Raw genomic sequence first — 21,328 nt, 5'->3', positions numbered from 1 at the left:
TTGCTTATCTTTGTATACTCAAATATTTAACTAAAAAATAAAAATTATGTATCCAGAAGAATTGGTAAAACCTATGCGTCAGGAATTAGTGAATGCAGGTTTTGAAGAATTATATACATCACAGGATGTTGAAAAGGCATTGCAACAAAAAGGAACGACCCTGGTCATGGTGAACTCTGTATGCGGTTGTGCCGCGGGAACGGCAAGGCCAGGTGCAATTGCCTCCCTGCAGGTTGAAAAAGCTCCTGATCATCTAACGACTGTATTTGCAGGTGTTGATGTTGAATCTACAAATAAGGCCAGGGAAATGATGATTCCTTTTCCGCCGTCATCTCCCTCAATTGCGCTTTTTAAAGACGGCCAATTGGTTCACATGCTTGAAAGACATCATATTGAAGGCAGATCGGCCGACATGATCGCTGCGAATCTGGCTGGGGCTTATGAAGAATTTTGTTAAATCCATGTTATGAAGTTTCTTTTGTTGTTAATGACTTTTTTGGTCATTTATTGTGACGATTCCGATCAAATTTCTCCACAGGAAGCCGAAAAAGAAGTGATTGACAATCTCACAATTGAGATCAAAAACCTGGCAGGCACTTCAATTTGCTCTGAGGAATACAGTTGTTACAGTGTTGGCATTGGAGCAAAACCCTGTGGCGGTTTCTGGGAATATATCGTTTATTCGAACTCGATTGATATTGTTACTTTTTTAGCAAAGATTGAAACACTCAATGAACTGGAAAAAGAATATAATGAAAAATACAGTATTCAATCAGATTGCTTTATAGCCATGCCACCCAGTAGTATAACCTGCGTGGATGGGAAGTGTACCGCGGTTTTTCAGTAAATCAATCAAATAATTATTTCATTTAAACCTCTTTTAATCAGGAGGTTTTTTTATTTTGCAATATGGATAAAAAAAAGCTCATCGCCCTTACAGCCGACTTTGTACAAGAGACCTTACGCGGAGCCGAAGCAGGTCATGACTGGCACCATGTTCAAAGAGTGTATGAAAATGCAAAATTAATCGCCAGGGGCGAAGATGTTGATACTTTTATTGTAGAATTAGGAGCCTTGTTACACGATATAGCCGATGCAAAATTTTATGGAGGAGATGAATCGATCGGGCCGAAAAAAGCTGCTGGGTTTTTAAGAAGTATAAACGTGGAAGAAGACATCATTGATCATATTCAAAATATCATTAAATATGTTTCCTTTAAAACCAGTCTGGATAAAGGCGATAACAGCAAATTTGAATCAAACGAGCTTAAAGTAATTCAGGATGCAGACCGGCTTGATGCCCTTGGTGCTATTGGAATCGCACGGGCATTTAATTATGGAGGGTATAAAAACAGATCCTTATACGACCCGGAGATTCCTCCGGCAGTCGATCAGGACAAAGAAAGCTATAAAAACAGCCAAGCCCCTACGATCAATCATTTCTATGAAAAATTATTGCTTCTTAAAGACAAAATGAATACCCAAACCGGCAGGGAACTGGCGCAAAAAAGGCATGAATTTATGGAGGCCTATTTGAATCAATTCTATGATGAGTGGAATGGAATTCAATGACTTGTGAGCCTGTTTAAAATTTGGGTCTTCTTTTTTCTAAAAATGCAGAAGTCCCCTCTTCAAAATCATCTGTGCCAAAACAATTTCCAAAGGCCTCAATTTCCACATCAAATCCATTGACTGACTCTTTGTAATTTGCGTTAACGGCCTTGATGGCTGCACTAATGGCCATGGGTGAATTCCTGGCTATCTTTTTTGCAAGATCTTCACAAAAAGAAAGAAGTTCTTCCTGAGAAACAACATGATTGACCAATCTGTAAGCCAGTGCTTCATCAGCATCGATCATACCTCCGGTAGTAATCATTTCTAAAGCTTTTCCCTTGCCAACAAGCTGTGGTAACCTTTGGGTTCCGCCATAGCCTGGAATCAGGCCCAGGGAAACCTCCGGCAAGCCCATTTTAGCATTGCTGCTGGCTACCCTGATATGACTTGCCATCGCAAGTTCCAGTCCGCCTCCAAGGGCAAAGCCATTGATGGCTGCAATAACGGGTGTAGACAGGTGGGCGACAAGATCAAAAAGGTCAGTTTGTCCTTTTCTTGACAATTCCCTTCCATGAGCCATGTCAAAATTGGCAAATTCGGCAATATCGGCACCGGCAACAAATGCTTTTTCTCCACTTCCTGTAATAATAATTACCCGCACATCCTTATCGTCATCCAGTGTTTTAAAGGCATCGTGTAATTCTGAAATTGTCTCCTTATTCAGAGCGTTTAACTTTTTAGGGCGGTCAATTGTAATCAAGCCCAGATAATCGTCAATCTCGATAATAATATGCTGATATGCCATCGGACAAAAAAATTAAGTTTATCTATTCTTTGGGTAAAGATACTGAAAAAACAGTCCCTTCATCCACTCCGGAATCAACGGTTATGGTTCCATTATAGGCTTCTACAATATTTTTAACCATAGGTAGCCCGAGACCCATTCCGCTTGATTTTGTTGTGAATTTTGGTTCAAATATTTTTGCCAAATCCGATTTTTCAATACCCGTACCATTATCTTTTACTTTTAACAACACCTCTGTTTCAGTTTCTGAAACGCTCACTTCTATTTGCGGATCATCTTTGTTTTCAAGAGCATGAATAGCATTGGTAACCAGGTTTGTTACTATTCTGGTCAGTTGAATCTTATCTAAATTAGTAATGATCTCAGGCTTTTCGGAATGGTAATGAATATTGTATTCATGAAATATGTCCAGCGCTCTCTTCACCTCATCCACAATATTGAGGACTTCCTTGTTAGGCTTGGGCATTTGAGCAAAATTTGAAAATGCAGAGGCGATAGAGCTCATGATATCTATTTGCTGGATTAAAGTCTCTGAAAATTCATTCATTTTAGCCATGATGTCCGGATCCTTAGGATCAAAATTATGGTTAAAACTTTGTACAGTTAATCGCATCGGTGTCAAGGGGTTTTTAATTTCATGGGCCACCTGTCTGGCCATCTCCCTCCATGCATGTTTTCTTTCACTTTGAGCCAGTTTTACTGCAGAGTCTTCAATTTGATCAATCATACTATTATAAGAATCCACCAAATTGATAATCTCCTGGCTGGCATTGTCAAGGATGATTTTTTCATTGGTCCCATCCACTTTGGTTTGTCGCATCCTTCTGCTTACATTTTCCAGCGATTTTGTAATGTATTTGGAAAGAAAATATGCCATGACTATAGCGATAAAAAGAATCAATAAATAAACGAAAGACAAACGCCCTAAAAATTCCTTCAGTTCTTTGTCCTGAAATGTATTATCCTGCAGGTAAGGAACACCAATAATACCAACACGGCTATAATCCGATCCTATCAAATATGAAAATGAAGATTTAAACTTTACGCCGTCTTCGTCAGATTTTTGCAGGACCAGACGGTGATCAGGATTAAAAGCCAATCGCTGCAGCATATTTTTTGAAAGGTTGGCGTCGGTCGTGTCAGTGGCATTCTCTGCATAGGAACTTCTCAATAAATTTCCCTGAAGGTCGTAAATGTTAATATCAAGATTGTGAATGTCTGAAATTTCATTCAACTTTTTTTCCAGGATGCTGGGCAACAATACCGTTTCAAACTGCTTGATGGTATCGCGGTTAAGTTCATAAGTGATGGCTGCTTTAATTGCCTCTTCTTTTCTCTCAAGCCTGTTCTTGTGATATTCTTCAGCTTCCTCGTTATACTGATAAATTGTAACAGCTGCAATCAATACCGAAGCAATTACAACAATGAAAATCATTGCAATAAAGATTCTTGTTCGCAGGGAAAATTTATTAATACTTGGCATCGCTTTTTCGGTAAAGATACTAAATTCAAAAAAGCATTTATACCTTGTTTTTTCTAAGATTTTGATATGGTAAACAGGAATTCAACACCTCCCTCTTTTAAACTGCCGGCCGTAATCTCCCCGCCGTGCAACTGAATTGCATTTTTTACGATGGAAAGCCCTAATCCTGTACCTCCTTTTGGCCTGGACCTATCTTCATCAACCCGATAAAACCTTTCAAAAATTCTAAGAAAATGTTTTTGATCAATACTGTTGCCTGTGTTGGAAAATGAAAAATAATAAAAATTCGAGTCCTCCAAATAATTATTCAGACAGATTTCAATATGATCTCCTCCATATTTAATGGCATTGTCAAACAAATTATAAAAAACCGAGATGAGCAAAGATCTGTTTGCCTTGATTATAATCGGTTTAGACAACCTGATGTTTACCTTAATGTCTTTTTCCTTCAAGCTTAGGTTAAGAGACTCTTTTACTTCGAAAATCAACTCATTCAGATTGATTTCTTCATATTTAAATTGCTCCCTGGCTTCAGACATCTTATGTAACATAGAAATATCCTGGATCAGGTCAGAAAGCCTTTCGGATTGCTTGTAAGCATTAGCAATATACTTGTTTCGATCTTCAGTTTCCAGGTGGTTTTCTTTCAAAAGTTCCAGGTAACCCAAAATGATTGTGATCGGTGTTTTCAGTTCGTGCGCAATATTCGAAGTGATTTCATCCTTGATTTTCTTTTGCTTTTCTATTTTGGTGATATCCCTGATCACTACTTCAAAGGTTTTGTCTGCAAAAATTATGGCATGTATATTAAAGCTTCTCTTGTCTTTATAGATGACCTCCTCCAGATGGGGAAGTTCACTCTGTTTGATCACAACTTCCTCAACCAGGTATTGGTTTAAAAATTCATTTAATTTCCTAAACTCCTTAACTTCAAAAATACGCTCTTCCGATATATTGGTTTCATCAGAAATTATATTCAAATACTGGATAAAATGATTATTCCTTAGAATTTTCTTTTTATCCCGGGTAAAAAATGCAATGCCTTCATTTAATGCGATCAAATGGGAATACAACTTGTTTTTCTCAATCTCTATTTTGCTCTTTGCAATTGTGAGTTTATCATAAATATCGGCAATTTGCTCACTGATCTCTCCGAATTCGCCTTTGGGAAATTGAACTTTTTCTTTTATTTCTTCTCCATGACTAAGTCGTGTAGCAAAATCCTTGAGCTTTAATAAGGCTAACGACAAGTTTCTTGTGATCAAACTTATAGACCCCCAAGTCACCAAAAACAACGTGATTAAATAAAACAAGAAAAGCTTTTCGACGCCAAGGAAATTCTTTACTTCTATATCATAATGAGCCGCGGTTCGGATAAAAAGATCGGAATAGTTTTTCGCGTAATAATAATATTCATATCCCGTCGTGGCAGACTCTCTGATGTTTGACCCTTTTCCATTGTTCAAAGATTTTTGAATTTCGGGCCGGTACAAATGATTCTCCATCGTCGTCACATCCTTTACTTCGGTATCATAAAGCACCTTACCGGTTTTATCTAATACGGTGACCCTAATATTCTCATTTGGGCTATAGAGATACAGAGAATCCAACTCGCCCATCCCTCTATTTTGATCAAGGCCTTTTCGCTTGATGAAATTATAGGTCAGTTCAGCAATATTATTCAGGCTCACTTCTATCTGATCACGCTTAAAATCGCGCTCCCGCTTGTACTGAAACAACAATACAAGGATTGTAAACACAATAAATATTGCCGATAAATAAATGAATATCTTTTTTCGATATTCCAATTTTCCTACTAATCCCAATCTTACAGCTTTTGGATACATTTCAAATGCAAAATTAGGTGTATTTACAATGCTGAATTAAACAATCCTATTAAAGAAAAATTAAGAATATATTATCTTACTGTTAAGTTCGGGCTCCTAAAATTCCTTGTATAAATTCAGGGATTTCTTTTATGGAATTCTCCTTTAAAAATTTAACGAACGCGGAGCCAATTATGGCCCCGTTTGCAAATAAAGTTGCCTGATTAAAAGTCTCATGATTTGAAATACCAAATCCCACAATCTGTGGCGTTTCCAGCTTGAGGTTCGAGATACGCCTAAAATAATCGGATTGGCCCTTGTTAAAGCTGTTTTTGGCGCCCGTAGTACTTGCAGAACTAACCATATAAATAAACCCTTTTGAAATTTGATCAATATATTTGATTCTGGCATCGGAGGTTTGCGGTGTAATCAAAAACACATTATACAGACCATATTTTTCAAAAATTGGCGCATACTGTTCATGAAAAACATCTACAGGAAGGTCAGGGATTATCAATCCATCAATACCCACCTGACTGCATTTTTCGCAAAATGCTTCAATCCCATACTGCAGCATTGGATTAAAATAACCCATAATCAGCAAGGGGATAGATACATCTTCACGAATGGAAGCGAGTTGATCAAAAAGTTTTTCGGTGTGCATGCCATTTTCCAAAGCCTTGGTACTACTTGCCTGAATGGTTGGCCCGTCAGCCAAAGGGTCAGAAAAAGGCAATCCGATCTCAATCATGTCCACTCCGGATGACTGAAGTTCCCTGATGATCCGGGCAGTGTCATTGAGCTCAGGGTAACCTGCCGTAAAATATATGGATAATAGTTTCTTCGGGTCCTTACCTTCAGGTCCGTGTAGCGATAAGGTTTGTTCTATTCTGTTCATTTTTTTGACTTTTTTATGTTCTGTATGTTTTTTAAAAACGAATTTGATTTATTAAAATCCTACAGATCAAAATATTTGATATAGGTATCCAGGTCTTTGTCGCCTCTTCCTGACAAATTCACAACTACTATATCTTCTTTGTTAAATTTCATCTTATCAAGTGCAGCAAGGGCATGGGAGGTTTCAATTGCAGGAATGATGCCTTCCAATTTACTCAATTCAAGCCCGGCCAACATGGCTTCATCATCAGTGGCGTTCAAAAATTGGGCACGGCCAGAACGAAACAGATGGGCATGCTGAGGGCCTACCCCGGGATAATCCAACCCGGCTGAAATGGAATAGGGCTCAATAATTTGGCCATCTTCGGTTTGCATCAACAATGTCTTGCTTCCATGTATGATTCCTTCTTTTCCCAAAACACTTGTGGCCGCTGATTCACCTGAATCCACTCCTTTTCCCGAAGCTTCCACTGCCACTAGCTTCACTTTTTCGTGGTCGAGATAGTGGTAAAATGCACCTGCGGCGTTACTTCCGCCTCCCACGCAGGCAATTATATAATCAGGGTACTCAGTATTTTCTTTTTCCATCAACTGCCATTTCATTTCCTCTGAAATAACAGATTGAAACCTGGCCACCATATCAGGGTAAGGATGAAATCCAACCACGGATCCAATGATATAATGAATCTCCACCGGATCGTTGATCCACGCTCTGATAGCCTCGTTCGTGGCATCCTTCAGGGTTTTACTTCCTGAAGTGGCTGCTACCACTTTTGCTCCCAACATTTTCATCCTGGCCACATTGGGTGCCTGCCTTGCGATGTCTATTTCACCCATATAAACCGTGCATTCCATCCCTGCCAAAGCGCAGACGGTTGCTGTTGCAACACCATGCTGCCCGGCGCCTGTTTCGGCAATGATTCGTTTCTTTCCCAGTCTTTTGGCCAAAAGGATCTGGCCAATCGTGTTATTGATTTTATGGGCCCCTGTATGGTTCAGGTCTTCTCGTTTCAGATAAATCTTCGCTCCGTGCTTTTCAGATAATCTCTTGGCAAGATATAAAGGTGATGGCCTTCCGACATAGTCCTTTAACAAGGCCTTGAATTCTTGCTTAAAAGATGGTTCATTCATGATCTTCAAATATGATTCCTGAAGAATTTCCATGTTGGGATGCAGCATTTCGGGAACAAATGACCCTCCAAATACACCGTAGTAACCCTTATCATCTGCGTGATATGATTTTTTCATCTCATTCATGTTTTTGTTAATTCAATAAACTTTTTCAATTCTTTGATCTTTTTCATTCCCGGTTCGCTTTCAAACTTGCTGTTCACATCAATGGCATAACAATATTCACCTGCTTTCGATTTCAAAAAAGACTGGACCTGATTCAATTCCTGCAGCCCGATTCCTCCACTTAAAAAAAAAGGTTTTTCAACATCGTAACGCTGCAAAACATTCCAATCAAATAATATACCGTTTCCTCCCCTTTCTTTCCCCTTGGTGTCAAACAAAAAGAAATCACAGAAAGGCGTAAAAACATTCAAATTGTTAAAATCAAACCGATCTGATATGGAAAATGCCTTGATGATTTCAATATCATTACCTAAAACAGCCCGGAGATCCTCGCAATATGAGGCAGACTCATCCCCGTGCAGTTGAACCGCATTCAAGGCGTGTTCTTCCACCGTAGACTTTATAAAACTTTGTTCGGCGTTCACAAATACACCCACTGTTTTGATACCATCAGGGATCGCAGGGAAAGTTCCCTCAAAATGTCGTTTCGACCTTTCATAAAATATAAAACCCAGGTAATCAGGTTGCAAACTAACAACCCCCTGTATATTATCCTTATATTTCATTCCACAAACTTTAATTTTCATCTCGAAGTGCTGCTATAAATTGTTTGGCTGATGCTCCCGGAGCTTCGGTTTTCATAAAATTCTCTCCTATCAGGAAACCTTTGTAACCAAATCCCTTCAGGATATGGATCGCTTCAGGAGAACTGATCCCACTTTCTGATATCTTTACTTTGTCGTCAGGTATGAGTGGAGCGAGATCTTTACTTGTTTCAAGGTTTACCTCAAAGGTTTTTAAATTCCTGTTGTTTACACCTACCAGGTCAACATGTTCAAGATCTGATTGTTTTAGTTCATCTTCATTATGGACCTCAAGCAATACTTCCAGATCGAGCTGATGCGCCAACTGTGAAAACAGGCTTATTTCCTCAGGGCTGAGAACAGCTGCAATCAATAAGATCAGGTCTGCGCCGAAGACCTTGGCTTCATAGATCTGGTAAGGATCGATAATAAATTCCTTTCTAAGCAAAGGAATTTCAAGATGTGCTCTGGCCTGGATCAAATCATCCAGGGATCCTCCAAAATATTTTGTGTCGGTTAGAACGGATATCCCTGAAACACCGGCACTTTGATACCCCCTGATGACATCAATGACGCTGTCGCTTTGATTGATGACCTGCCTGGAAGGACTTCTTCGTTTGAATTCAGCAATAATACCACTGCCTTGTTGTACCGCTTTTGCCATGGAATAGGAAGCTCTTTGCATAAGAGGCGAAGTAACCAAATAGGACAAGGGCAATACCTTCTTTTTTGATGACACCTCATCCCTTTTATCTCGAACTATTTTTTCTAAAATATCCAAAACCTACTTAATTTAAATTACTGATATTGTGTAATAGCTTAAAGGCTTCCAGAGCCTTTTTCCCAAAAAGGGATTCCCTTGCAAGTTCAAACCCTTCCCTGTGGCTGATTTCCTTTACGACCGAAATCGCCAACCCGGCATTTGCACAAACAACATTACTTTGCGCCTCTGTTCCTTCACCATGTAACACCTTTAAAAAGATCTCTGCACTCTCCTTAACCGATTTACCACCATAAATATCCTTTTGCTCAATATGTTGTATCCCCAGGTCAGCAGGAACAACAATTTTATCTTCTTCATTGGTAATCATTTTGGTCCTGCCGGTAAGAGAGATCTCATCGTATCCGGCAAGGTCATGTAAAATCGCATAATTCTTATCGGTTGTCTGATATAAATAACCATACATTCTTGCCAGTTCCAGGTTAAAAACACCAACCATTTGATTTTTGGGGAAGGAAGGATTTACCATGGGCCCGAGCATATTGAAAAAAGTTTTTACTCCCAGTTCTTTTCGTATTGGGGCCACATTTTTCATGGCAGGATGAAAGAGCGGCGCATGTAAAATGCATATGCCCGCTTTTGCGATGGCATCCTGTAAAAAAACTTCCTCACTTGAAAATTTGATCCCAAGATATTCGAGGACATTAGATGAACCACATGAAGAGGAAACTCCGTAATTACCGTGCTTGGCCACTTTTACACCTGCTCCTGCAGTAACAAATGAGGCCAGGGTTGAAATATTAAAGGTGTCCTTTCCATCTCCTCCGGTGCCGCAAAGATCTATGGTGTTAAAATCAGAAAGATTTACCGGAAGGCATAGTTCCAGCAAAGCTTCACGAAATCCGTCCAGTTCTTCCACCGAAATGCTCCTCATCATATACACGGTCAAAAAAGAAGCTATTTGGCTTGAATTATGCACGCCCTTTGATATGTTGACCAACACATTTTTTGCCTCTTGTTTAGAAATTGTTTCCTGATTGATCAGGCGATTTAAAATTTCTTTCATTTTTCTTCTGCTTTTTTCTGTTACTCAGGATTCGACCCAGTTTTTCAACATTTTTTTCCCTTCAGGCGTAAGGATAGATTCAGGATGGTATTGAACCGCCCTGACATCATGTACTATATGCTTTAAAGACATAATCTCTCCGTTTTCATCCACCGAGGTTGCAATGAGATCCTCAGGTAAATCTTTTGACACCACCCATGAATGGTACCTGCCTACCTCCAATTCCACGGGAATATCCTTATATAATATTTTATCCTCGTTGATCCTTTTTATCGAAGTGGAAACACCGTGGTAGACCTTATTCAGGTTTTCAATGCTGCCTCCGTATACTTCGGCAATGGCCTGCTGGCCCAGACAGATCCCCAAAATACTCTTTGTTGATCCATACTTTTTGATAATTGCCTTTAAAAGGCCGGCCTCATCCGGAATACCAGGGCCCGGTGACAAAAGAATCTTTTCAAATTCGGCGACCTCTTCCAGGCTCAATTTATCATTGCGCTTGACCGTAACCTCACAATCTAGGTCCTGTAAATAATGAACCAGGTTATAGGTGAAGGAATCGTAATTATCTATTACTAATATTTTCTTCATAGCTTAAATGTTTTCGGCAAGTTCCATGGCCTTTTTTAAGGCCCCTAATTTGTTATAAACTTCCTGTAATTCATCATCTGCAGTTGATTTAGAAACAATTCCGGCTCCCGCCTGATAATGCAATCGATGATTCTTGCTTAAAAAAGACCTGATGATAATGGCGTGATTAAAATTGCCTTTAAAATCCATAAAACCAATGGCTCCTCCGTAAAATGTCCGGTTGTGTTTTTCATATTTTTCAATAAGTTGCAGGGCCTTGTGTTTCGGGGCACCGGATAAGGTTCCCGCCGGAAAAGTATCTGCCACGACCTGAAAAGTAATTGCATCTTTAAACTTCTGTCCGATCACTTTCGACACAAGATGGATTACATGAGAAAAAAACTGGATTTCCTTATACTTTTCAACTTTTACATTCTTTCCGTTTCTGCTCAGGTCGTTTCTGGCCAGATCAACCAGCATAACGTGTTCTGCATTTTCCTTTTCATCCTGAGCAAGAGATTTGGCTGCCGCGAGATCCTTTTCGTCATCTCCTGTTCTTTTGAAAGTTCCTGCAATAGGATGGATCTCTGCCTTGCCATTGTTCACTACGAGCTGTGCCTCGGGTGAGGATCCGAATATCTTAAAGTTCCCGTAATCAAAATAAAACAAATATGGTGAAGGGTTTACCGATCGAAGTGCCCTGTACACATTGAATTCATCTCCTTTAAAACCCTGGGAAAACCTCCGGGAAAGTACCAATTGAAAAACGTCGCCCCGAAAACAGTGCTTTTTTGCAAGTTCCACATGCTCCATAAACTCCTTATCAGAAAGATTAGAAGTCTCGTCATCTGCGTTGCTGTATGAATAGGAGGCAAAATTACGATTGCCAATCAACTGATGGATTTCTTCAATATTATTTTTTTGATCATAAGAATGCGAGAAGATATAGGCCTCATTCTTAAAGTGATTAATGGCAATGATATTTTGATAAACCGCATAATAAATATCAGGAATGTCAAGGTCCCCTTCTTTTTTGGCAATTTCAATGTCTTCAAAGTACCTTACGGCATCATATCCGATATATCCGAAAAGACCGTTATTGATAAATTTGAATTTTTGGTTTTCAGTTTCAAACTTTTGACTGAAATCGTGTATCATTCCGGGAATCTCATGAGCTGAATTGCATGTAGTCAGGCTGGAAGCCCCATCAGGAAAAGTTTCACTTACTACCTGATCCTTAACCGTAATACTTGCAATTGGGTTACAGCACACGTAGGAAAAACTATTTTCATTTCCATGATAATCAGAACTTTCCAATAAAATACTATTTGGAAAGGTATCTCTGATCTTTAGGTAAATACTTACAGGGGTTATGGTGTCTGAAAGGATTTTCTTGTAATAAGTTCTTAATTTATAATTCATTGAATTCAGATTAAAAAAAAAGGCCTGTCGCGAAGACAAGCCTAATAGATATTTTTATATACAGGTTACTACTTCACAAATTTTCTGTTTTGTAAAGACCACCACCATGTATGAATTGTATTATTTCTCATATTGAGCAAGCAAATTTATAAACTTTTTTTAATTATCAAAGAAAAATTGAGTTATTTCTAACAATAAACAGATTTAACTGAGCTTATAATAACAAACACTTGATTAAGGCCCAACTTGAACTTCCTTCCAGCTTGTTCCGTCATGAAAATAGAGAGTGCCGTCTGTGTTTACATAAAAATCCCCCAAACCTCCGGCTGGTTCAACAGCCTGGGGCTCTAAACGCAGTACTCCCGTGATATGGACTTTTTGCTGCGGATCCAGGGTACCAACACCTAAATTACCAGCCATATATGAATTATTTACATTATCCGAGTACAAGGCATAAGCCGTTCCTGCGACATTAGAGAAAGGCGTAGACAAAAATAATCCATAGGAGTTTCCTGCCACTGAGCCTGAGCCCGTTCCTCCGATAAATAAACCATAACCATCTCCTGTGATTGCACCTTCATTAGTAGCGAACATAGAGGCTAAAGAAGCCGTTCCAATAGAAGCCCCGGAGGCATTGATTAAGCCAACGTCCATTCCACGGCCTGTAGTCATAGTACCGGCATTATTGTAATTTTCAGCAATCATTGCCGACCCGTAAGTTATATTACCATCATTGTAAATCTGTGGATATGAGCCCACCGCGTTGGTCATACCCCCACTCGAAGCCGAGTTCCTAATGATCCCTTGGGTTCCAATGGCATAGCCAATGATTCCTGTGCCATTATTTTTCACTTCTGTTCCAAATCCATAGGTAGCCACACTTGTACCGGATCCAGTGTAAAAAGCATCAACTTTAACAGAAGTTCTAATCGCATTTAAATCACTTTCCCCTCTCACATACAACTTATGTACGGTTGAAAACTGATCTAGGCCAATGCCCACCCTACCAGGATAATAGGCTATATCTGGCGAAGCTCCATCTACAAACTTCCCCACCCCTGCTTTGGACTCAACCCAGGCACCATCAATATATATCCACTGGGAATTCGTATCGGTATCAAAAACCATTAAGCTGTTCGCAGGTGTCGTGATGGCAGTTCTCTGAGCCGTGGTCATTCTGGGGATCAACAAACCTTTATCAGTTGAACTGATATCAAGAGCCGATGAGGCATCCGGTGAGCTGGTTCCTACTCCAACCTGAGCATGTATTGAAGTTATTGCTATAACTGTGCATAGTAAAAATGTATATAATTTATTCATGATGGTTTTATTGTTATTCAATGATTAGTTTTTTTACGCCTTGTTTTCCTTCGTGTTCAAATTTTAAAAAATATAAACCGCTTTTCAAATTTGATTTGGGAAGGTTGCCTTCTCCAACAGAGAGTTCAATTTTATCAAACCGTTTCATTAGCCTGCCGTTGATGTCATAAATAGAAGCTTTTAGGTCAACCATTTCTCCTGAAGCCATAAACCTTATATCACTTTCTTCAGCCTTGACAGGATTTGACAACAAATTAATACCGGTTGAAAGAAACAGGTCATTGACAGATAAAACCACCTGATTGTCTATTCCAAAGGTATATTGACCAAATCCGTCTAAATTAACTTCGTTGTTAAGGTCACTCGCTACATTACCGTTTAAAAGATCGCCGGTTACCGTAAAACTATGAGATGCGCTGATCAAATCCCAAACACCCCCGTTGAGTCCAACGATTGAAACAGCGCTCAATACCCCTCCATTATCATTAACAAGGGAAGTAATATCGCTATTTTCATTCCATGGCAAGGTAACAACTGCATTTCCTGTCAGTTCCCAGAATTCTACTCCGCTTACCGCGTCAACGTCAGTACCATTAGTTCCTCCTGAAGGCGCTGAATTTGAATATTGAGCAGAAACATCTGCACTGTGTTTCATAACAACCGGAGCATACACCCCTTTGTTACCAACCGGAAGGGTCGTTTCGCCAGCACCAAAAACGCTGACATTTCCATCGACAAATTCCTGAGCAGAACCCCAGTTCGTCCCGGCTTCCATAGAGAAAGTTCCGCTGGCATCAACAGCAACAACAGTGTTGCTGGTTGTAAATGCCAGATCTTTAGCCAAATAAAACTCTGCATTCGGTCCAACATAAAGGTCTTGTGCCATAACACAAGGAAGAGCACCCAATAACAAGAGGCTTAAATAGCAATTTCGAAAAATAAAAGGATTGTGTAATTTTAAATTCATAGGCTGTGTTTAAATCCAAAACTAGAATAAAATTCTTGAATATTCGACCTTTTTAAAAGAAATATCCAAATAGTTTCAAACAAAATACAAAGATGAGTTGCTGTAGATAAATCAATTACTCAACCTACAATATTCACGATCTTACCTGGAACAACAATTACTTTTTTAGGGCTTCTGCCTCCCATTTGCTGTTGCGTTCGTTCATCTTCCATAACGGCTTTCTCAATGGCTTCTTTATCGAGGTCCAAAGACAATTCTTTGGTAAACCTCATCTTACCATTAAAAGAAATAGGGTAGGTTTTTGTGCTTTCAATCACATATTTAGCTTCAAAAACGGGATAATCAACAGTCGAAACAGATCCCTTGTGACCCAACTTACTCCAGAGTTCTTCGGCAATATAAGGTGCATAGGGTGAAATAAGCACAACCAAGGGCTCTAATATGCCTCTTTTGGAACATGAAAGCGATGTTAATTCATTAACGGCAATCATAAAGGAGCTCACAGAAGTATTGAAGGAGAAATTAGCAATGTCCTCGTCTACTTTTTTAATGGTTTTATGCAGAATTTTTAATTCTTCTGGACCGGGAGCATCTTCGCTCACCGAAAATTCACCTGAATTGTGAAATAACTTCCAAAGACGTTTTAAAAATCCGTGAACACCCGTTATTCCGGCAGTGTTCCATGGCTTTGCCTGTTCAAGGGGACCCAAAAACATCTCGTACATCCTCAAGGTATCGGCTCCATAATCGCGACAAATATCGTCAGGATTCACAACATTATATTTGGATTTAGACATTTTTTCCACTTCGCGTCCCACGATATATTTACGATCTTCAAGAACAAAAGCTGCATCCTTAAAATCTTTATTCAAAGCGTGATCCTTGAAACCTTCAAGATCGAGTTCGTTTGATGCATTGACCAGTGATACATCCACATGAATGGGCTGTACGTCTTTATCCTTTATCAATCCATGTGAAATAAAGGTATTTTCACCTTTTTTTCTATAAACAAAGGCAGATGTTCCCAATATCATTCCCTGGTTTATAAGTTTTTTAGCATATTCATCTACGGGTACATGGCCTCTGTCAAACAAAAATTTCTGCCAAAATCTGGAATAAAGCAAATGCCCCGTTGTATGTTCACTACCTCCAATGTATAAATCAACATCTTGCCAATAATCCAGTGCTTCCTTACCGCAAAATTCATTGTCATTATCAGCATCCATATACCTGTTAAAATACCAGGAACTTCCGGCCCATCCCGGCATGGTATTTAATTCTAAAGGAAAAACTGTTTGCTCATCGATCAAATCATTCGATACGATTTTATTGGTTTGTGTATCCCAGGCCCATATGGTGGCATTTCCTAAAGGCGGTTTTCCATCTTCGGTGGGCAGGTATTTTTCAACATCCGGCAGGGTAACAGGCAAATAATCCTTGTCGATCATTTTAGGCAGGCCATTCACATAATACACCGGAAAGGGTTCTCCCCAATATCGCTGTCTTGAAAAAACAGCATCTCTCAACCTGTAATTGATCCTCCCTTCTCCAATTCCTCTTTTTTCGAGTGCTTCAATAACCTTTTTGATCGCATCCTTGACCTTTAAACCATTGATAAAATCGGAATTTGCTATTACAGCGCCCTTGTCTTCGCAAGCACCTTCTGAAATATCCTGACCTTCAAATATATTCGGTATCTCCAAATCAAAATGTTTGGCAAATTCAAAATCCCGCTGATCTCCGCATGGCACTGCCATAACAGCTCCCGTTCCATAACTTGCCAACACGTAGTCACCGATCCAAACGGGAATTTTCTCACCGCTAAAGGGATGAACGGCATAGGCACCTGTAAACACTCCCGAAATAGTTTTTACGTCAGCCATCCGGTCACGCTCACTTCTCCTGGAGGTTGACAATATATAGCTGTCAACGTCCGATTTCTGCTCTTTAGTTGTGATTTTTGCAACCAGTTCATGTTCAGGGGCCAAAGTCATAAAAGATACTCCAAAAATCGTGTCTGGCCTTGTTGTAAACACTTCAATCGAGGCAGCATAACCTTCTATTTCAAAACTGACCATCGCTCCTTCAGATCTCCCAATCCAATTCGTTTGAGCATCTTTTAAGGGCTGGGGCCAGTCAATCCTGTTCAAACCATCCAGCAGTCTTTGCGCATAAGCAGTAATCCTCATCGACCATTGCTTCATTTTCTTTCGTACAACCGGGAAGCCTCCTCTTTCTGATACCCCGTTCACTATTTCATCATTAGCCAATACGGTTCCCAAATCCGGGCACCAATTGACTTCAGTTTCCGACAGATAAGTCAACCTGTATTGAGAAAGCACCAATTCTTTCTGATCCGGACCGAAAGAATTCCATTCCTCGGCAGAAAATAAAGCAGTATTTTCATCACAGACAGCATTGACCTTTTCATTTCCGTGTTTTTCAAATATTGCCGTCAATGCCGAAATATCTTTAGCTTTATCTGCATCCAGACAATAGTAAGCATTGAATAACTGGATAAAAATCCATTGTGTCCATTTGTAATATGACGGATCTGAAGTTCTCACCTCTCTGCTCCAATCAAAACTGAAGCCCATCTGGTCAAGCTGCCTTCTGTAGGTTTTGATATTTTCCTGTGTGGTCTTGGCAGGATGTTGTCCGGTTTGAATCGCATATTGTTCGGCAGGCAATCCAAAAGAATCAAATCCTTGAGGATGCAATACATTAAAGCCTTTGTGTCGCTTGTAACGCGCGTAAATATCCGAAGCGATATACCCAAGGGGATGACCTACATGAAGTCCTGCCCCTGAAGGATAAGGAAACATGTCAAGCACATAAAACTTATCTTTTTCACTCTTATTCTCAGCTTTAAATGTTTGATTTTCGCTCCAGTATTTCTGCCATTTGGCTTCAATCTCGTTAAAGTAATATTTCATTCGTTTCTATATATAAGGTATCCCTTCAGTTGATCTTTTAACACAAGCCCCGAAATAGTTGGGTTTTAAACTTCAATTCCCTGAAAACAATTGATTTATCCTTTAAAACCCAAGGCCTGATGTGCTGTTTATTTCAAGTGGCCAAAGTTACACTTAAAGAAGGAAAGCACAAAGTGTCAAGTATATCTTAATTTTTATATCTTTACTTTTTATTTACCTCTAAAAAAAAATCATGTATAAGCCCCTCATATACCTGATAAGCACTTTCGTGCTTATATCCTGTACTTCTGATAAACAGCAAGCCGATTTTATTGTAACCAATGCCAATATTTATACGGTTGATGACGCATTGCCCAAGGCACAGGCCTTTGCCATTAAAGATGGCCTGTTTATTGGCGTTGGCAGTTCAAAGGAAATAAACAATCTATTCACCTCAAAAGAAATCCTGAACCTTAAAGGCAAAACCATAGTTCCAGGACTTATTGACGGCCATTGCCATTTCAACGATTTGGGCTTTTTTATGCAACAAGTCGACCTCACCGGAACGAACAGTTTAGATGAGGTCGTCAATAGAGTTTTAGCCTTCCAAAAGGAGAAGAACCTCAACTTTATAACGGGTTATGGCTGGGATCAAAATGACTGGGAAACGAAGCAATTGCCTACAAAAGACCAATTGGATCTTCATTTTCCGGAGACACCGGTGGTATTATCCCGAATAGACGATCACGCATTTCTGGTAAATCAAGCCGCCCTTAACCTTGCCGGAATTAATTCTCAAACCAGTGTTTCAGGTGGTGAAATCGTAAAAAACAAGGGCCAAATTACGGGTGTTCTTATTGACAATGCTAAGGATATGGTAAAAAAGATCATGCCAAAAGCCGGAATCAACCATAGTGTCAAAGCTCTTAAAGATGCAGAGAGTCATTGCTTAAAACTGGGACTTACTACTGTGAGCGATGCCGGATTACAAAAAGAAACCATAGACCTTATTGATAGCCTTCAAAAAAATGATGAATTAAAGATTAAGGTCTATGCAATGGTTTCGGTTAGTCCCGAAAATTTAGATTATTACTTAAAAAAAGGAATTACAAAAACTGACCGACTTCATGTGAGGTCCTTTAAAATATATGCAGACGGAGCTTTAGGATCCAGGGGGGCTGCACTGAAACAGCCATATAGCGACCGCGAAGGACATTTTGGTGCCATGGTGACAAGTCTTGAAGATCTTGATCAAATAGCCAATACCATTGCTAAATCTGATTTTCAAATGAATACGCACGCCATTGGAGATTCGGCTAACGCTTATATTCTTAAAACTTATGCCAGAGTACTCAAAAGCCAAACGAACAGAAGGTGGCGCATTGAACATGCACAGGTTATCGATCCCGATGATTTCGATTATTTCACAGAGATTATACCTTCTGTGCAACCGACTCATGCTACCAGTGATATGTACTGGGCCGAAGACCGTTTGGGGCCGGAAAGAATCAAAGGGGCTTATGCGTATAAAACCTTGCTTGAAATTAATGGAAGAATCGTTTTGGGCACCGACTTTCCTGTTGAAAAAGTAAACCCAATGTACACTTTTTATGCGGCTGTTGCCAGACAAGACCTTACAGGGTATCCGGAGGAAGGGTTTCAAATAAACAATGGTTTAAGCAGGGAAGAAACGCTAAAAGGAATGACGATTTGGGCCGCATACGCCAATTTTGAGGAAAAAGAAAAAGGATCGATCGAAAAAAATAAACTCGCAGATTTTGTTATTCTTGATCAGGATATCATGGAGGTACCAATTGAAGAAGTTCCAAATATCAAGATAAATGGAACTTATATCAATGGGGAGAAAGTGTATTCTTCTACAAAATTATTTTGATTGGAGCGGTAATCCTTGTGGTATCCCAAGCAAGCACCATATTGATGTGCTTCCCTTTATCTTTGAAGCCAATTGAGAATGCTTCCAGGAATTCGGCCTTACTCACTTTTGCCGTGGTTCTTGCCACATCATATTTTTCTTCATATTCATAAGTACCCCATACATCTGTATTGGAACTTAAAATAAGGGTCCATTCATTTTGATCGGGTATTGCATATAAGACATAAGTTCCTGCTTTCACTTCTGTTTCTCCAAACACCACATCGTTGTAAAAAACAACTTCAGTAGCTTCGTTCGCGCCAACTCTCCATATTTTACCAAACGGAATTACATTTCCGAAGATTTCTCTTCCATTTTTTTTCGGCCTTCCATAAAGTACTTTAATCTTTGGTGGCGAAATCTTATTGGTCCTAAAATATACAATGTCGTGAGGACTGGCATCCAAATCTCTGAATTCCTGCGCGCCGGCATCAGTAAGGAACAGTATCGAAAACACAAAAGCTATTCCCAAATTAAAATATATCCTTTTCATAGATTTAAATTTTGGCTAAAATCACATCTTGAGTTGCAAGAGGAATATCTATTCTTGTATCATCCCAAGCCAATACCATAAAAGTATTCTTGAAATCCTCTTTAAAACCAATAGAAAAAACATCCACTACTTCAGCTTCCCTGGCAGGGATCCTGATACGAACAACATCTTTGGTTTCATCATAGAAATAACAACCCCAGGTATCGGTATTGCTGTTGAGTATAATGGTCCATTCCTTTTCTCCGGGAATCGTGTGCATCACATAGGTACCGGCTTTTACCAGCTTTCTTCCGAAAGACATGTCGGTAAAAAACTTCACTTCGGTCGCTTCATTAGCACCCGTGCGCCAAATTTCCCCATAAGGGACCTGATCGCCAAATACATGTGTTGATTCTTTCTGTGGCCTTCCATATACAACCTTTACCAAAGGCTTTGGAATTTTCTTGGTAGTCAGATATGCGATATCGACAGGATCACTGTCAAGATTATCAAATTTTTGAGCATGGCTCATTGCACTTGACAACAATGCACAGAAAAGCATTGAGGTAATTATTTTCTTATTCATAGCAACAAATAATTATTGATTAATCATTCGACCATTAATAACGTAATATTTCCAAAAATATTTTAAGCAATTCCATTTTTCAAATAACAAGAGGTTCTTCGTCTAGATTCATAAAGAGCCAAAGGTCTGTTAAAACTGCAATAATTTCTCCAATATGCCATTATTATTCTATTTTTGTAAAACTTAAATTGATGACGAGATGAAACTATTGATTGTAGAGGATGAATTAGAGTTACTCAATGCAACCACCGACTATTTGGAAAAGGAAGATTTTGTGTGTGAAACAGCTCCCAATTTTTTTGAAGCAGAAGACAAGCTGATCTCCTATAAATACGACGTGGTTATACTTGATATAAACCTTCCTGATGGCAACGGGTTGGACCTATTGAAATTCATCAAGGAAAAAAGCCCGGAAACAGGGGTTTTAATTGTATCGGCCAAAGATTCTTTGGATGACAGGCTTAAAGGTCTTGATTTGGGTGCAGATGATTATATTACGAAACCATTCCATCTTGCCGAACTCAATTCAAGGGTTAATTCTCTGTTGAGGAGAAGAAAATTTGAAGGAAGCAATAATATTGTTTATCAGGAAATTGAAATCGATCCTGTTGCCAAACAAGCTATCGTTAACGAAGTCACCCTGGATCTTACCAAAAAAGAATACTTTTTGCTGTTGTATTTTATTACCAATAAAAACCGCGTTTTGACCAAGGAAGCAATTGCAGAGCACCTCTGGGGTGATAACATAGATATGGTTGACAATTTCGATTTTATTTATACCCATATGAGAAATTTGAGGAAAAAACTCAAAAAAAGCGGTGCAAATGACTATCTTCAAACCATTTATGGCTTGGGATATAAATTTGGAGAATAAAGTCACCTATGTTGAATACAGTTGTACTTCAAAAGGA

20 protein-coding genes are annotated in these 21,328 nt (G+C 39.3%); 5 read left to right on the top strand and 15 right to left on the bottom strand.

Going from position 1 to position 21,328, the window contains the following annotated elements:
- Positions 1 to 46: 46 nt before the first annotated feature.
- From AABB81_RS15315 to AABB81_RS15305, 3 genes are all read left to right on the top strand, one after another.
- Complete coding sequence (locus AABB81_RS15315; RefSeq protein WP_342161438.1) at positions 47 to 457, top strand: BrxA/BrxB family bacilliredoxin; 411 nt, start codon at positions 47 to 49, stop codon at positions 455 to 457.
- 9 nt (positions 458 to 466) lie between these two features.
- On the top strand, positions 467 to 847 hold the full coding sequence (locus AABB81_RS15310) for a hypothetical protein (RefSeq protein ID WP_342161437.1): 381 nt from the start codon (positions 467 to 469) through the stop codon (positions 845 to 847).
- A 62-nt stretch (positions 848 to 909) separates the two neighbouring features.
- A complete protein-coding gene (locus AABB81_RS15305; RefSeq protein ID WP_342161436.1) occupies positions 910 to 1,572 on the top strand; it encodes an HD domain-containing protein in 663 nt (220 codons plus the stop codon).
- Positions 1,573 to 1,585: 13 nt separating this feature from the next.
- Here AABB81_RS15305 and AABB81_RS15300 read toward each other — a convergent pair whose 3' ends face one another.
- The 13 genes from AABB81_RS15300 to leuS all read right to left on the bottom strand — a co-directional run bounded on the left by AABB81_RS15300 (position 1,586) and on the right by leuS (position 17,447).
- Positions 1,586 to 2,359: an enoyl-CoA hydratase/isomerase family protein gene (locus AABB81_RS15300; RefSeq protein WP_342161435.1), complete on the bottom strand. Its 774-nt coding sequence runs from the start codon at positions 2,357 to 2,359 to the stop codon at positions 1,586 to 1,588.
- 22 nt (positions 2,360 to 2,381) lie between these two features.
- Entirely contained in the window at positions 2,382 to 3,794 is a 1,413-nt protein-coding gene (locus AABB81_RS15295) for a sensor histidine kinase (protein ID WP_342161434.1), read from the bottom strand.
- Between the two features lie 101 nt (positions 3,795 to 3,895).
- Complete coding sequence (locus AABB81_RS15290) at positions 3,896 to 5,689, bottom strand: sensor histidine kinase (protein WP_342161433.1); 1,794 nt, start codon at positions 5,687 to 5,689, stop codon at positions 3,896 to 3,898.
- An 82-nt stretch (positions 5,690 to 5,771) separates the two neighbouring features.
- A complete protein-coding gene (trpA, locus tag AABB81_RS15285; RefSeq protein ID WP_342161432.1) occupies positions 5,772 to 6,566 on the bottom strand; it encodes a tryptophan synthase subunit alpha in 795 nt (264 codons plus the stop codon).
- A 59-nt stretch (positions 6,567 to 6,625) separates the two neighbouring features.
- On the bottom strand, positions 6,626 to 7,813 hold the full coding sequence (gene trpB, locus AABB81_RS15280) for a tryptophan synthase subunit beta (protein WP_342161431.1): 1,188 nt from the start codon (positions 7,811 to 7,813) through the stop codon (positions 6,626 to 6,628).
- Positions 7,814 to 7,818: 5 nt separating this feature from the next.
- Positions 7,819 to 8,427, bottom strand: a complete 609-nt coding sequence (locus tag AABB81_RS15275) for a phosphoribosylanthranilate isomerase (RefSeq protein ID WP_342161430.1) — start codon at positions 8,425 to 8,427, stop codon at positions 7,819 to 7,821.
- Positions 8,428 to 8,437: 10 nt separating this feature from the next.
- Positions 8,438 to 9,226, bottom strand: coding sequence for an indole-3-glycerol phosphate synthase TrpC (gene trpC, locus AABB81_RS15270; protein ID WP_342161429.1), 789 nt, complete (start codon positions 9,224 to 9,226; stop codon positions 8,438 to 8,440).
- Positions 9,227 to 9,233: 7 nt separating this feature from the next.
- A complete protein-coding gene (trpD, locus tag AABB81_RS15265) occupies positions 9,234 to 10,232 on the bottom strand; it encodes an anthranilate phosphoribosyltransferase (protein WP_342161428.1) in 999 nt (332 codons plus the stop codon).
- 24 nt (positions 10,233 to 10,256) lie between these two features.
- Positions 10,257 to 10,823, bottom strand: a complete 567-nt coding sequence (locus AABB81_RS15260) for an anthranilate synthase component II (protein WP_342161427.1) — start codon at positions 10,821 to 10,823, stop codon at positions 10,257 to 10,259.
- A gap of 3 nt (positions 10,824 to 10,826) precedes the next feature.
- Entirely contained in the window at positions 10,827 to 12,224 is a 1,398-nt protein-coding gene (locus AABB81_RS15255; protein ID WP_342161426.1) for an anthranilate synthase component I family protein, read from the bottom strand.
- A 234-nt stretch (positions 12,225 to 12,458) separates the two neighbouring features.
- Positions 12,459 to 13,544 carry a hypothetical protein gene (locus AABB81_RS15250; protein WP_342161425.1) on the bottom strand — a complete coding sequence of 362 codons (1,086 nt, stop codon included), beginning with the start codon at positions 13,542 to 13,544 and terminating at the stop codon, positions 12,459 to 12,461.
- Positions 13,545 to 13,557: 13 nt separating this feature from the next.
- Complete coding sequence (locus tag AABB81_RS15245; RefSeq protein ID WP_342161424.1) at positions 13,558 to 14,511, bottom strand: T9SS type A sorting domain-containing protein; 954 nt, start codon at positions 14,509 to 14,511, stop codon at positions 13,558 to 13,560.
- Between the two features lie 119 nt (positions 14,512 to 14,630).
- Entirely contained in the window at positions 14,631 to 17,447 is a 2,817-nt protein-coding gene (gene leuS / locus AABB81_RS15240; RefSeq protein ID WP_342161423.1) for a leucine--tRNA ligase, read from the bottom strand.
- Positions 17,448 to 17,679: 232 nt separating this feature from the next.
- Between leuS and AABB81_RS15235 the strand changes: the two genes are divergently transcribed.
- Positions 17,680 to 19,320, top strand: a complete 1,641-nt coding sequence (locus AABB81_RS15235; RefSeq protein WP_342161422.1) for an amidohydrolase — start codon at positions 17,680 to 17,682, stop codon at positions 19,318 to 19,320.
- Here the strand turns inward: AABB81_RS15235 and AABB81_RS15230 are convergent.
- Both AABB81_RS15230 and AABB81_RS15225 read right to left on the bottom strand, forming a co-directional pair.
- Positions 19,304 to 19,852 (bottom strand): DUF2911 domain-containing protein, encoded by a 549-nt coding sequence (locus AABB81_RS15230; RefSeq protein ID WP_342161421.1) that lies wholly within the window; start codon positions 19,850 to 19,852, stop codon positions 19,304 to 19,306. The genes AABB81_RS15235 and AABB81_RS15230 overlap by 17 nt on opposite strands.
- Positions 19,853 to 19,856: 4 nt before the next feature.
- Positions 19,857 to 20,417 (bottom strand): DUF2911 domain-containing protein, encoded by a 561-nt coding sequence (locus AABB81_RS15225; RefSeq protein ID WP_342161420.1) that lies wholly within the window; start codon positions 20,415 to 20,417, stop codon positions 19,857 to 19,859.
- A 199-nt stretch (positions 20,418 to 20,616) separates the two neighbouring features.
- On the opposite strand from AABB81_RS15225, the gene AABB81_RS15220 reads away from it, so the two are divergent.
- Complete coding sequence (locus AABB81_RS15220; protein WP_342161419.1) at positions 20,617 to 21,291, top strand: response regulator transcription factor; 675 nt, start codon at positions 20,617 to 20,619, stop codon at positions 21,289 to 21,291.
- The last annotated feature ends 37 nt before the right edge of the window (positions 21,292 to 21,328 follow it).

This window comes from Lutimonas vermicola (assembly GCF_038433205.1).
Classification (GTDB): domain Bacteria; phylum Bacteroidota; class Bacteroidia; order Flavobacteriales; family Flavobacteriaceae; genus Lutimonas; species Lutimonas vermicola.
The sequence above is the reverse complement of the archived record's forward strand: the minus strand, read 5'-3'. Positions and strand labels throughout refer to the sequence as shown.